Origin of the sequence: Psychrobacter frigidicola (assembly GCF_007997305.1) — a bacterium.
Taxonomy (GTDB): domain Bacteria; phylum Pseudomonadota; class Gammaproteobacteria; order Pseudomonadales; family Moraxellaceae; genus Psychrobacter; species Psychrobacter frigidicola.
Map to the genome: position 1 here is coordinate 945352 of NZ_VORZ01000001.1, position 13311 is coordinate 958662.

11 protein-coding genes and 2 pseudogenes are annotated in these 13311 nt (G+C 35.3%); all 13 read left to right on the forward strand.

Annotated features, from left to right (window positions below):
- The first annotated feature begins 177 nt into the window (after nt 1–177).
- The 13 genes and pseudogenes from ES754_RS03860 to ES754_RS03915 all read left to right on the forward strand — a co-directional run bounded on the left by ES754_RS03860 (nt 178) and on the right by ES754_RS03915 (nt 13203).
- The gene (locus tag ES754_RS03860; RefSeq protein ID WP_147222209.1) at nt 178–1977 is read left to right on the forward strand and encodes an ABC transporter ATP-binding protein; all 1800 of its coding nucleotides are present in this window, start codon (nt 178–180) and stop codon (nt 1975–1977) included.
- Nucleotides 1978–1999: 22 nt separating this feature from the next.
- The gene (gene rfbB / locus ES754_RS03865; protein WP_147222211.1) at nt 2000–3073 is read left to right on the forward strand and encodes a dTDP-glucose 4,6-dehydratase; all 1074 of its coding nucleotides are present in this window, start codon (nt 2000–2002) and stop codon (nt 3071–3073) included.
- The gene (gene rfbA / locus ES754_RS03870) at nt 3070–3954 is read left to right on the forward strand and encodes a glucose-1-phosphate thymidylyltransferase RfbA (protein ID WP_147222213.1); all 885 of its coding nucleotides are present in this window, start codon (nt 3070–3072) and stop codon (nt 3952–3954) included. The genes rfbB and rfbA overlap by 4 nt, the downstream gene beginning before the upstream one ends.
- Nucleotides 3951–4352 carry a sugar 3,4-ketoisomerase gene (locus ES754_RS12415; protein WP_147222215.1) on the forward strand — a complete coding sequence of 134 codons (402 nt, stop codon included), beginning with the start codon at nt 3951–3953 and terminating at the stop codon, nt 4350–4352. Before rfbA ends, ES754_RS12415 begins: the two co-directional genes overlap by 4 nt.
- Nucleotides 4349–4546 (forward strand): annotated as a pseudogene (locus ES754_RS12480) (N-acetyltransferase); the annotation flags it as partial. The gene ES754_RS12415 and the pseudogene ES754_RS12480, both read left to right, overlap by 4 nt.
- Nucleotides 4547–4684: 138 nt before the next feature.
- Nucleotides 4685–4798 (forward strand): annotated as a pseudogene (locus ES754_RS12485) (N-acetyltransferase); the annotation flags it as partial.
- 8 nt (nt 4799–4806) lie between these two features.
- A complete protein-coding gene (locus ES754_RS03885; RefSeq protein WP_147222219.1) occupies nt 4807–5907 on the forward strand; it encodes a DegT/DnrJ/EryC1/StrS family aminotransferase in 1101 nt (366 codons plus the stop codon).
- A 700-nt stretch (nt 5908–6607) separates the two neighbouring features.
- Nucleotides 6608–7480 (forward strand): glycosyltransferase family 2 protein, encoded by an 873-nt coding sequence (locus ES754_RS03890; protein WP_147222221.1) that lies wholly within the window; start codon nt 6608–6610, stop codon nt 7478–7480.
- Nucleotides 7481–7589: 109 nt separating this feature from the next.
- Nucleotides 7590–8366 carry a glycosyltransferase family 25 protein gene (locus ES754_RS03895; protein WP_147222223.1) on the forward strand — a complete coding sequence of 259 codons (777 nt, stop codon included), beginning with the start codon at nt 7590–7592 and terminating at the stop codon, nt 8364–8366.
- 185 nt (nt 8367–8551) lie between these two features.
- On the forward strand, nt 8552–9679 hold the full coding sequence (locus ES754_RS03900) for a polysaccharide pyruvyl transferase family protein (RefSeq protein WP_147222225.1): 1128 nt from the start codon (nt 8552–8554) through the stop codon (nt 9677–9679).
- 1 nt (nt 9680) lies between these two features.
- Nucleotides 9681–10556 (forward strand): glycosyltransferase family 2 protein, encoded by an 876-nt coding sequence (locus tag ES754_RS03905; protein ID WP_147222227.1) that lies wholly within the window; start codon nt 9681–9683, stop codon nt 10554–10556.
- 210 nt (nt 10557–10766) lie between these two features.
- Nucleotides 10767–11858: a glycosyltransferase gene (locus ES754_RS03910; protein WP_147222229.1), complete on the forward strand. Its 1092-nt coding sequence runs from the start codon at nt 10767–10769 to the stop codon at nt 11856–11858.
- Between the two features lie 265 nt (nt 11859–12123).
- Nucleotides 12124–13203: a glycosyltransferase gene (locus tag ES754_RS03915; RefSeq protein ID WP_147222231.1), complete on the forward strand. Its 1080-nt coding sequence runs from the start codon at nt 12124–12126 to the stop codon at nt 13201–13203.
- The last annotated feature ends 108 nt before the right edge of the window (nt 13204–13311 follow it).

A 13311-nucleotide genomic window follows, 5' to 3' on the forward strand; every position in this document is an offset into this window, starting at 1 on the left:
AATAAGATCCTGTTTATTAAGATTTCCGTGCAGGATATGTTCGCTATGACCATGTGTATATAAGAAAAATTCAAACTCGATTAGGGTATGATCCTCAGTTTGATACTATCCAAGGCATTGAGAAAGCAATAACATGGTATGTACAGTTTTTAGATTGATCTTTATAATGGAATTTATATGTTTAATGTGATTAGACAGCTTTTCTCATTGCTTTCAGCTCGGCAAGTAAGACAGTTTTATATCTTACAGGTTCTTGTTGTTGTTATGGCTTTTACTGAGTTGTTAGGTATTGCATCTATAGCGCCTTTTATGGCCTTGGTCGGTGATATTTCTATACTTGAAAAAAGCAATGTTTTTGCCGAGCTGTACCAAATGTCTGGTTTAACAAATCCTATGGATTTTGTGTTTTATACCGGATTACTGGTTCTTATTGCTCTATCGATTTCTACTATAGTTTCTATGTTTACGATTTGGAAACTGTCACTTTATGGGGCGAGTGTCGGTATTGAAATTGCTGACCGTCTTTATGCTTATTATATGCAAGAAAGCTGGCAGTTTCATGCAAGTGGCAGTAGCGCCCAATTGACCAAGCAGGTATCTACAGAAGCAGTGCGGATAACAAATGGAATAGTCCAGCCACTGATGCAGATGAATGCAAAAGTAGTTTTAGCTGTTCTTATATCTGTCAGTATTTTAATTTATAACCCTGTTATAGCGATAGTCGGTTTACTAATATTTGCTCTCGCCTATTCCTTACTTTATAAGCTTGTTCGTAAGAAGTTAGTTTATAATGGCCAAAAGCTATCACAAGTTTCTACTGATCGCTTTAGATTAATGAATGAAGGGTTTGGTGGTATTAAAGACGTCTTACTTCTTGATCGCAGCCATGATTTTATTAAGCGTTTTGAAGAAAGCGGTAGGGTTTATGCGCGTGCTCTAGGATTAAATGCAGGGATTGGCCAAGTACCTCGCTATTTTATGGAGCTGATAGCGTTTGGTAGCATGATTGGACTAGTATTGCTACTAATCAAGCTACATGAAGGTAATCTAGGAGCAGTGCTACCAATTTTAGCCGTTTACGCTCTAGCAGCATTTAAGTTACTCCCCGCTTTACAGCAAATCTATTCTAGCTTAGCTCAAATGAAAGGAAGTTTAGCTGCGTTTGAAGCAGTCAAAGGAGATTTAGAACAGTCACTTAATCTGGAAAAATATATTAATAAAGAAGCTATGCCAGTACACATGGAGTTAAAGGAAAAAATTACTTTAAATAATATTAAGTTTAATTATCCTGGCAAATCAAGATCTGCTGTGAATGACGTTACTATGATTATTCCTGCTAATAGTGTGGTCGGCTTGGTTGGGTCATCCGGTTCTGGAAAATCGACCTTGATTGACATATTGCTAGGTTTACTAACACCGCAAAGCGGTCATTTATATATGGATGATATTTGCATCACTCCTGAAAACAAACGCGCTTGGCAAAATGTATTAGGCTTTGTCCCGCAAAGTATTTTCTTAAGTGAAGGTTCAATCGCTGAAAATATTGCTTTTGGATTACCTGTCGCAGATATCGATTTCAAACAAGTCAATAAAGCCCTAGAACTTGCTAGCTTAACTGAACTAGTGACACAGCTTCCTGATGGCATTAATACAAAAGTAGGTGAACGCGGTGTACAGCTGTCTGGGGGCCAACGTCAACGTATTGGTATAGCCCGAGCACTTTATCATGAAGCTGATGTTTTAGTATTTGATGAAGCCACTAGCGCCTTAGATGGTATTACAGAAAAAGTAATTATGGATGCCATACATAATTTTAGTGGTCAAAAAACTATAATTATGATCGCCCATCGTCTAAAAACCGTACAGAAATGTGACATTATTTATTTAATGGATCAAGGCAAAATAGTTGATCAAGGCTCTTACCAAGATCTGGTAGAAAAAAACTCCCAGTTCAAAGAAATGGCAAAACATGCTTAATAAATGCTCCATAGGAATTTAAATGAAAATATTGATTACAGGTGGTGCAGGTTTCATTGGTTCTGCTGTTATACGTCATATAATGAACAACACCCAAGATAGTGTGGTCAATCTAGATAAGCTAACCTATGCGGGAAATCTTGAGTCGCTTATTAGTGTAAGTGACAGTCAGCGTTATACTTTTGAGCAAGTGGATATCTGCAATGCAGATGAACTTAAGCGCGTATTTACAGAGCACCAGCCCGACGCCGTGATGCACCTTGCTGCAGAATCCCATGTCGACCGCTCTATTGATGGTCCAGCTGAATTTATTCAGACCAACATCGTTGGTACCTATACCCTATTAGAAGCTGCCCGTACTTATTGGAATGGGCTAGATACTGAACGTCAACAAGCTTTTCGCTTTCACCATATTAGTACTGATGAAGTTTATGGGGATTTGCCACACCCCAATGATCAAGAAGATGCAGATAAGCATTTATTTACAGAAACTACTGCCTATCAACCCAGTAGCCCTTATTCGGCTAGTAAGGCCAGTTCAGATCATTTAGTCAGGGCTTGGCAACGTACTTATGGCTTTCCAACACTTATTACCAACTGCTCTAACAATTACGGCCCTTATCACTTTCCAGAAAAACTTGTTCCACTGGTTATTTTAAATGCTTTGGAAGGTAAGCCATTACCTATTTATGGTAAAGGAGATCAAATTCGTGACTGGTTATATGTAGACGATCATGCTCAAGCATTATATGAAGTGGTTACCAAAGGTAAAATAGGCGAAACCTATAATATCGGCGGTCATAACGAAAAGAAAAACCTTGAAGTGGTACAAATAATTTGCAAAATTCTTGATGAACTGGTGCCATCTAGCAGCATTTATGAGTCATTAATTACATATGTGACAGACCGCCCTGGCCACGACCGTCGTTATGCTATCGATGCTAGTAAAATAGAAAAAGAATTAGGCTGGAGTCCTCAAGAAACATTTGAGTCTGGTATACGTAAGACTGTGCAATGGTATTTAGATAATCAGAAATGGTGTCAGAACGTACAAGATGGCAGTTATCAGCGTGAACGTTTAGGAGTAAAAGTATGAGCAATAATATCAAAGGAATTGTCTTAGCGGGCGGATCAGGCACACGCTTGTACCCTATCACTAAAGGCGTATCAAAACAGCTGCTGCCTATTTATGACAAGCCGATGATTTACTATCCTTTATCGGTGCTTATGCTAGCTGGTATCCGCGATATTTTATTGATTAGTACGCCAGAAGATATTAGTGGCTATGAACGTTTACTCGGTGATGGCAGTGAGTTTGGAATTAACCTCAGCTACGCCGTACAACCAAGTCCAGATGGCTTAGCTCAGGCATTTACTATTGGTGAAACGTTTATTGGTGATAGCAATGTGTGCTTAGTGCTTGGTGATAATATTTTTTATGGTCACGGTTTTGGCACTATGCTACGTGAAGCGGCTGGTAAGCGAAGTGGTGCTTCTGTATTTGGCTATCAAGTCAAAGATCCAAAGCGCTTTGGTGTGGTTGAGTTTGATGAGCAGAAACGTGCCATTTCATTAGAAGAAAAGCCGCAACAGCCTAAATCAAATTATGCCGTAACAGGATTATACTTTTATGACAACAGCGTTGTAGAAATAGCCAAACAGGTTCAACCATCAGAACGTGGTGAGCTAGAAATTACCAGTATCAATCAAGCTTATTTAGAGCGTGGTGACTTGAATGTTGAATTATTAGGTCGCGGCTTTGCCTGGCTAGATACTGGTACACACGAAAGCCTACTAGAGGCTGGTATGTTCGTCGAAACCATTGAGAAACGTCAAGGTTATAAAATTGCTTGTCTAGAAGAGATTGCCTACAACAATGGCTGGCTATCCAAAGAGCAGTTGCTTCAGCAAGGTGAGTTATTTAGTAAGAATAGTTACGGTCAGTATTTACTAGCTTTGGCAGAAGAAGAAATATGAGTTTAATCCAATGGACTGATTTTCCACCTTTAGGTGATGACCGTGGCTCATTAGTCGCTTTAGAGTCTGAAATAACGGTACCTTTTGCTATTAAGCGCGTGTACTATATTTTCTGTACACATCCAGGTGTAGCACGTGGCTTTCATGCTCATCATAACCTCAAGCAGGTTGCCATATGCATTACTGGTAAATGCCGTATGATCCTAGATGATGGGAAGCAACGTCAAGAAGCTTTTCTTGACTCACCTAATAAAGGATTGATCATTGGCGATTTAGTATGGCGAGAAATGCATGACTTTAGTGAAGATTGTGTTTTATTAGTGCTTGCTAGCGAACACTACGATGAAAACGACTATATTCGTAATTATGATGAATTTTTAGAGGCAGTTGGGTTATGAGTTTTATTCACGAGTTAGCTGACGTAGCGCCTTGTGAAATAGGCGAAGGAACACGAGTTTGGCAGTTCGTAGTCATTCTTGAAGGTGCAAAAATCGGTCAGGATTGTAATATTTGTGCTCATACATTGATCGAAGGTGATGTGATTATTGGTAATAACGTAACAGTGAAATCTGGCGTGCAAGTTTGGGATGGTACACGTATTGAAGACAACGTGTTCCTTGGACCAAATGCTACTTTGACCAATGATTTAATGCCACGCTCTAAACAGTATCCCGATGTTTTTTCAGGTATTACGCTTAAAAATGGTTCAAGTATCGGCGCGAATGCAACGTTGCTCCCCGGAATTACCATAGGTGAAGGCGCTATGGTTGGTGCCGGTGCGGTTGTGACTAAAGATGTACCAGACTATGCAGTAGTTGTTGGCAACCCAGCAAAAATTATTAGGTATATAAAATGATTCCTTTCTTAGATCTCAAAGCTATTAATGCCCAATATCGCGATGAGCTTATCGCCGCTTGCACCAATGTGATTGATTCTGGTTGGTATGTACAAGGGACAGAAGTGCGTGCCTTTGAGCAAGAGTTTGCAGCCTATTGCGGTACCAAGCATGCAATTGGTGTTGCCAATGGACTTGATGCACTAATGCTTACTCTGCGTGCATGGAAAGAGCTAGGTAAATTAAAGGAAGGCGACGAGGTTATCGTTCCGGCTAATACCTATATCGCTAGTATTCTTGCTATTACTGAAAACCGTTTGGTACCCGTTTTAGTTGAGCCGGATATGGCCACATATAACTTGTGTCCGAAGAACACAGAAGCGGCTATTACTAAGAAAACGCGTGCTATTTTACCTGTGCATCTGTATGGTCAATTAGCTAATATGCCAGCTATAATGGATATAGCCAAGCGTCATAATTTATTAGTACTTGAAGATTCAGCTCAAGCACATGGTGCCAATATTGATGGTAAGAAAGCAGGTAATTGGGGGCATGCTAGTGGTTTTAGCTTCTATCCAGGTAAAAATCTAGGTGCGCTAGGTGATGCGGGCGCTGTTACTACCAATGATGATGAATTAGCTCAGACATTACGTGCACTGGGAAATTATGGCAGTCATAAAAAATATGAAAACCTATATCAAGGTGTAAATAGTCGCTTGGACGAAATCCAAGCTGCCATGCTTCGTGTAAAACTTCGTTATTTAGATGCTGAGATTGTAGCTCGTCGTGCTGTTGCTACAGCGTATATTAGTGGTATTAATAATCCTGCTATTGTATTACCTACATCATGTGACGAAGCACATGTTTGGCATGTGTTTGTTATCCGTTGTGATCAACGTGATGCACTACAACGTTATTTAGCTGATAACGGGGTGCAAACTCTAATACACTATCCTCTTCCACCGCATAAACAGCAGGCCTATAAAGAGTGGAATGAATTGAGTTATCCCGTTTCAGAAATAATCCATCAGCAAGTATTGAGCTTGCCTATAGGGCCAACTTTACCATTGGATGATGTCCAAAATATAATTCAGCTCTGTAATGAGTTTAAGTTGTAAATGAACTTACTCAAAACAAGTGCGCTCAATGGCATGGCCGTCTTAATTAAGACGGCTACTATGTTTATGATGAACAAGATACTAGCAGTCTATGTTGGACCATCTGTTTATGCTGTAATTGGCTAATTTAAATAGTTATTACTTTTGGTAGTGGAGCAACCAATAAAGCAGTGATAAAGTATACAACTTAATGCTATAGAGATAAAAATAAGTAAAGGGCGATCTGAAGGATATTAGGTAGTATAATATCAATATTTAAATTGATAATCGAATTTCTAATCATAAACAGATAGCTATTCGTTTATGTGCTTAAAGCAAGTAATTTTCTAATATATATTCATGTTATTTTCATTTATCTGACATTAATGTATTGTACTTACTTAAAATATAACCATTGATCTACTAAGAGATTAAATTTTTTTTCGTACACATGTCCTTACCTATACTAGAACTATTTTTATGGCAAATTACTGAAGCTTTCTTAAAACTGGTAGTTGGATGTTCATCTATATAATTTTGAATCAAGTCATAACAAGTCTTTTCTTAAATATATAAATCATTTATTTAGTTTTACTAATGATTTCAACTTGTTCATTCACTAAAATATTTAGTTTTGAAAGTACATCTATCGTTTATCTAGTGTAATATGTTATCTTTTTATTAATTATATATTTAATATTAAAAAACGAAGAGAGTAATTATGCAGTATAGTCAACCTTTAGTTTCCGTAGTTATACCTTGTTATAATCATGAGGAATTCGTAAAAGACTCAATCAAAAGTGTGATTGAGCAAACTTACGAAAATATAGAGTTAATTGTCATAGATGATGGGTCGAAAGATAACTCTGTATTGAAAATAAAAGAAATGGTTAAGATATGCGAGGAGAGGTTTGTTAAATTCGAGTTTAGAAACAGACCAAACAAAGGGCTTAGTTCTACCTTAAATGAGGCAATGGAGTGGTGTACGGGTGAATATTTCTCAGTCATTGCTTCAGATGATCAAATGTTTAATTATAAAACGAGCGTCCAAGTAAATTTTCTAGAGAATAATAGGGACTATGTGGCTGTGTTCGGAGGAGTCCAAGTAATAGATGAAAACAATAGAAAGTTAGAAAAGTTTGTTAGGAAAGCAAGAGCGTATAGCTTTGACGATATTATAATGCACAAACACAGTCTTCTTGCACCTACTCAAATGATTAGAATGAATAATATGAGGAAGACAGGTGGCTATAAACCAAATATGTTCATTGAAGATTGGTATATGTGGTTGCTTCTAAGCAGGGAAGCTAATATATTTAATATGGATGAAGTATTTGCATTTTACAGAAAACATGATGCAAACATTTCGAAAGACTTTAGAAAAATGAATTCTGGACGACTTGAAGTATTAAGTTTTTTTTCAGATTCAAAACTTTATGTCAAAGCAGTAAACAATATAAAATGGCATAACACATATAAGGAATTAATATATTTAAATAATAATAAACTACTCAATATGGTTAAATTGGTTATTTTAGATCCAAAGAAAACAAGTAAGATTTTAGTAAAAACAATCTTTAAAAAGTTTTTATAACAATTATACTTTATGTTTTTAAAAATTTAATTATATATAAGGATAATATTTTCTTCAGAGTATTATATTAAAATAATAAATAATAAATATTTCTAACTGGTGTAAACATATGAATTTAAAAATTTTAGTAATTAATTTAAAGGCATCTTCTGAACGTAGAGCTAGCATATCAAAGCAATTAGATAATTTGGATATCCCTTATGATTTTTTAGAAGCAACAGAAGGTTCATTGCTAACTGATGAATGGATAGAAAATAATATAGGAGACAGAGTAAAATATGTTTATCATAATAAAATACACCATTCAGTAAATAGAAATGCCCTCGCTTGTGCTGATAGCCATAGAAGAGCTCAGTTGATTGCCTCCAATTTTAAAAGTGGTTATACCTTAATTCTCGAAGATGATGCAGTACTTACTAGTAGTTTCAAAAAAAAAATAACAAATACAATTAAGCTTATGCACGAGCATTCATTGCATATTGCTTTTCCGGGGTATCACTGGTCTAAGGGTAGTTTTGAAAAGCGCCTTGATATAAATTGCTCAGGATCTGGTTTCTCGTTTTTTAAATATCCTGTAGATGGGCATGTCGCAGGCGCTCATTCTTATATCGTTGATTATGTTGGTGCTAGGAAGCTAGTTGAAGATAGTTTAGAAAAAATTCAGAATACAGCCGATACATTTTGTATTAGAGAAAAAGGTTTGAATCAAAGCACAGTAGTTTTATATCCTAAAATAGTTACAGCAGGTTATTTTGAGTCGGATATAGGTTATTTGACTTCTAGGATTAATCTAGCTGCAAGGATTAAACAAGTTACTTACTCTTTAGCATTAAAATCGAGGACTGTTCATTATTTTTTGCGTCATTGGAAAGAAAGAAGATTATAACTCATAGTATTAAAGCCTAAAACTGTCTCCTAAAATATGATTCTAGCGAGTGGGCAAATGGCTAATTATTAAAAGGTTTAACAAGCTATAAAAAGTTTTTTTAATTAATATTACTATTATTTCTGCTCGAAGGGTTAGAAAGACCAACATATGATCAAACAGTTTGTAATGAGGTTTACTATACAATGTATAAAAATATTTTCAAATCTGAAATTTTGTTTACAGGCTATTATGGGCAACTAAATACAGGTGATGATGCTTTTTTAGAAGTAGCTTCTTGGGGGGCAAAAAAATACTGGAATAAAAGTAATAGTATATACCTATCAAGAAAAAAGGGACTCCCTATATTGTGTAGAGATATCAGAGGTTATCCCCTAAGTATTCCAAAAACATATCACTTACAAGACAAAATACTACTTCCATTAACTGATTATTTGATTTCGGCTGGTGGTTCAACAATGAACAAGGAGCTACAGGCTAGTAATATTAAACGTCTTGCTATGGAACATAAGAAAAAACATTCTAAAATTAAGATTGGTGGTATCGGGGTTTCAATAGGGCCATTTAGAACTACAAAAGATGAAGAGTCAACGATCGACTATTTAAAAAACATTGATTTCTTAGCAGTCAGAGATCAAGCTTCTTTTGACTTTGCAATGAGTTTAGATTTACCTTATGAACCAGTCAATGCTTTTGATTTAGCTGCATTGCTTCCAGAAATTTATGGAATACAAAAAAAAGATATTTTATTAAATAACACAAAAGTGGTCGGCATAAGTGTTTGTCCTTTTGAAAGTATCGTTGATAAAAATAATATTGAAAATGAACATAAGAGAAACGCTAAAGTTATTAATCTTTTAAAGGTTTTGGATAAAAAAGAAGATATACACTTCAAGTTTTTTATTATAAATGGTCACCCAACTGTAGGTGACCTACGCTTAACACAAGAAACGATAGAGAGAGTGGCACCTAATAGCTATGAAATAATAAACTACAACAAAGAAACACGAGCAACATGGAATGAAATATCATCTTGTGATTTCGTAATATCGACACGTTTACATGCTGCTATTTTTGCTTGCTTTTCAAATACTCCATTTATGTTAAATGAATATCATAGAAAATGTGGGGATTTCCTTGATGATATTCATTATGATAAAAGCCTAAGGTTATTTGATAGTGAATATAATCCAGTAGAAAAAGCCAACTCTATTATAGATATATTGAATGATCAGAGTAACTATATTTACCCAACGAAACTAGACGAAATGAAAAACAAGTCTGAGTTAAACTTTACAGGAGTAATTATTTAGTATGTTTACTGTAGTCATTCCTCTATACAACAAAGAGCTTAGTATAAAAAATACGATACAATCTGTACTTAATCAAACGTATCAAGATTTTGAAATTATCGTTATAGATGACGGCTCTATCGATGGTAGTGCTAAAATTGTTAAGAGTATAAGCGATGACAGGATTCGCTTGGTTAGCCAGTCAAATCAAGGCGTGTCGGCAGCACGTAACTGTGGAATAAGAAAAGCTCGTCATGAATGGATTGCTTTTCTAGATGGTGATGATTTATGGGAAGATAATCATCTTGAAGAAGTAAAAAAAATGATGCGCATGTTTCCAGATGAAAAGATATTTGCAACTTCATTTAGATACTCTGATGAAAGAAAGATGTTTAGGCATTCTCGCAAAAACTCTATATTTATAATTGAAAACTACTTCAAAGAGGCATCAAAAGAAAATATAATATGTACTGATGTAATTACAATTAATAAGATTTGTTTTGATCATGTAGGGGTTTTTAATGAGTCTATGACTCGTGGAGAAGATACAGATTTATGGGTAAGATTAGCACGTAACTATAATATTATAAAAAGCTCTGTTATAACTGCAATATATAGAGTTGAAGCGGAAAATAGGACTAGTCTAAGTAAAAACTTAGAAAGCACATATGTATATCATATTAACCTCAATAAAGTTATAGACTTTGATGAGAAAAAATACTTTAAAGAAATAATTACTAATAGATTATATCAGTATGCTCGCTCAAAAGATTTAAATAATTTCCTAAAGCTAAAAAATAGATATCCTTCAATAAGTTATAATTTATTTATAAAATATTCCATAAAACATATTCTTAAAAGCTCGCTCAAAAGGATACCCAAGATAAACAACTTATAAAATAATTAAATTAAGTATGACAATAAGAATTTTTATTATTAGAGTCAAACTATAATCTATTGATAATAACTGCATTCTTATTATATATAGTTTGGATAACTATCAATCGTTAAAAAATTTATATTTTATTATTTATAAATTAATAAGATATCGAGATATTAGAAATATATAAATAAGAACTAAATTTAATTTAAAAAAGACAGATTATATATGAAAGCAAAAATAATTTTTTTTATTGCGAGATATTCCCACTCAGGGGTTCCTCTTGCTCAGATTCGCTTGGCGAAAGCGTTTTTACGAAGAGACTACATCGTTGAGTTTGTTATGGGGTATGTTCCGGATGGCTTAGAAGTACCAGTCATTAATGGTGCCACAGTTATAAACTTGGACACTCCGCGTACTTATAAATTGCTTACACCTATCATTTCACATATTAAAAGATTCAAGCCAGATGTCATTTTTACTGCTGAAGACCATCTCAATGCGATCGTTGCAATAGCTACCCTTGTAACTGGATCAAAAGCTAAGATTAGCGCTTCATCTCGTATTTCTCCTTACCGTGCCTATTCTAATAAGCCTTTTTCAAAGAAGTGGGCTCTTAAATATTCTAGTATTCTTATAAACAAAAGAATAGATGCACTTGTTTGTGTATCCGAAGATATGGCTAAAGACTATCGAGCCATATTCGGAGAAACAGGACATCAGTGTATATATAATATGGCCTATGATTCTGATACGTTAAGAAAAATATCTGAACCAGTGGATGATTTTTGGATAACAGATAAGTCTGTTCCCTTAATTATTACGGCCGGTAGACTTTGCCCAGGGAAAGGTTATCCTGACTTAATTAATGCTATCAGTACATTAAGAAAAAATGGACCGATTAAGCTCGCTATTCTTGGAGAGGGAGATTTCCGACCAGAACTAGAAGCTTTAATTGAGAAAGAAGAGCTAACTGACGTTGTACGCCTATTGGGTTTTCAAGAAAATCCGCTTAAGTTTTTTAAGCAAGCAGATGTATTCGCTCTTTCATCCTATTTTGAAGGCCTTCCTAATGTTTTGATTGAGGCCATGGCGGCAGGTTGTACTCTGGTTTCTACCGATTGTCCTACAGGGCCAAGAGAAGTATTAAAAGATGGCAAGTATGGATATCTGGTTCCTATGCATGATCCTAAAAGTATGGCTAATGCAATTAAGGAAGCACTTGAAAACCCTACACCTCCAGAGCTATTAAAAGAAGCTATAGAACCTTTTACTGAGGAGCGTGTCATCCAAAAGCACCAACAAGTCCTTGGAATTTGAATTTCGGATATCTGAAACTATTTTTAGATAAAAGTCCTTAAAAACATTGGATGTGAAAATTTCTAACACTCTAAGTTTCTTATTTACTTACTCCTAATAAAAGTAGATTCAATAAACTCTTGATATACATATTTACAATTTTGGCTCAGCACTGCGAAAGTTAGTTGACCTTAGTTATCAAACTCACATTACTTGGTGAGGATAAAGTATTAGGGGCAAGTAGTGAGCGCATTGAATTTTTAATAGGTAAAAAAAGGTAAGTTAAGTGAAAGTATTGATGGTGATAACTGGTCTAGGTATGGGTGGTGCTGAACACGTCGTGACGAATCTAGCTGATGAGCTTGTTACGTTAGGCCATACAGTAAAAATAGCTTATTTGACCGGTGACGTTATAGTTTCGCCAAAGAGCCATGATATAGAGTTAATATCAATTGGAATGAACAGTCCTAAAGATTTTGTAAAGGCTTACTTCAAGTTAAGAAGCGTAGTTAATGAATTCAAGCCTGATGTAATACATAGTCATATGTTTCACTCGAATATCATATCTAGACTACTACGCTTAACTATTAGCGTTCCTAAAATTGTTTCTTCTTCCCACAATACACATGAAGGCGGTCGGCTTAGAATGTTAGCTTATCGCTCAACTTATAAACTAGCTGACATATCAACAAATGTTAGTCAAGAAGCCGTAGATACCCTTGTAGAGAAAGGTGCGGTTAAATCAGGTCGTATGATAAGTGTTGTAAATGGTATAGATATTAACCAGTTTTATTTTGATAAAGATGCTCGCAAAAACAAGCGTATTGAATTAGATATTGTTAACCAGAAGGTAGTTTTGGCTGTAGGTCGTTTAAACCATCAAAAAGACTACCAAAATTTACTGAACTCTATCTTTCTACTAAAAAAACAACGGTACGATTTTAAATTTTTGATTGCTGGTGATGGGCCTCTTAAAGAAGAGCTTATGTTATTACTTAACAAATTAGAAATTGCTGAGTTCGTTGAGTTTTTAGGTATACGACGAGACATTCCAGCCTTAATGTCAGCAAGTGATCTTTTTGTTTTATCATCAGCTTGGGAAGGCTTTGGTCTTGTTGTTGCTGAAGCTATGGCTTGTGAGTGTGTTGTTGTGGCAACGGATTGTGGCGGTGTCCGTGAGGTCGTTGGTTCAGAAGGGTTTCTTGTTGAGCCTAATAATAATATATTGTTAGCTCAAGCACTTAATAAAGCTTTGGACTTGAGTGATGACGAGCGCTCTAGTATTGGAGCTGCCGCACGGACGCGTATTATTAATCATTATTCATTAAGTGCGAATGTTGACGCTTACCTTAAACTGTATGCTTAACGACAGATATAATGGTTTTAATAGAGTATTTTACGCCGCAGTCAAAATTTAACTTATAGGTTAATAATGAAATAACTAAAAAAAATGGCAAATTTAGGTTTTTAAATT

Coding starts and splice junctions, on each gene's coding strand:
- ES754_RS03900 (WP_147222225.1), top strand. CDS start 8,552: ATGTATAAAAATATTTTCAAATCTGAAATTTTGTTTACAGGCTATTAT.
- ES754_RS03885 (WP_147222219.1), top strand. CDS start 4,807: ATGATTCCTTTCTTAGATCTCAAAGCTATTAATGCCCAATATCGCGAT.
- ES754_RS03890 (WP_147222221.1), top strand. CDS start 6,608: ATGCAGTATAGTCAACCTTTAGTTTCCGTAGTTATACCTTGTTATAAT.
- ES754_RS03860 (WP_147222209.1), top strand. CDS start 178: ATGTTTAATGTGATTAGACAGCTTTTCTCATTGCTTTCAGCTCGGCAA.
- rfbB (WP_147222211.1), top strand. CDS start 2,000: ATGAAAATATTGATTACAGGTGGTGCAGGTTTCATTGGTTCTGCTGTT.
- ES754_RS03905 (WP_147222227.1), top strand. CDS start 9,681: ATGTTTACTGTAGTCATTCCTCTATACAACAAAGAGCTTAGTATAAAA.
- ES754_RS12415 (WP_147222215.1), top strand. CDS start 3,951: ATGAGTTTAATCCAATGGACTGATTTTCCACCTTTAGGTGATGACCGT.
- ES754_RS03895 (WP_147222223.1), top strand. CDS start 7,590: ATGAATTTAAAAATTTTAGTAATTAATTTAAAGGCATCTTCTGAACGT.
- ES754_RS03910 (WP_147222229.1), top strand. CDS start 10,767: ATGAAAGCAAAAATAATTTTTTTTATTGCGAGATATTCCCACTCAGGG.
- rfbA (WP_147222213.1), top strand. CDS start 3,070: ATGAGCAATAATATCAAAGGAATTGTCTTAGCGGGCGGATCAGGCACA.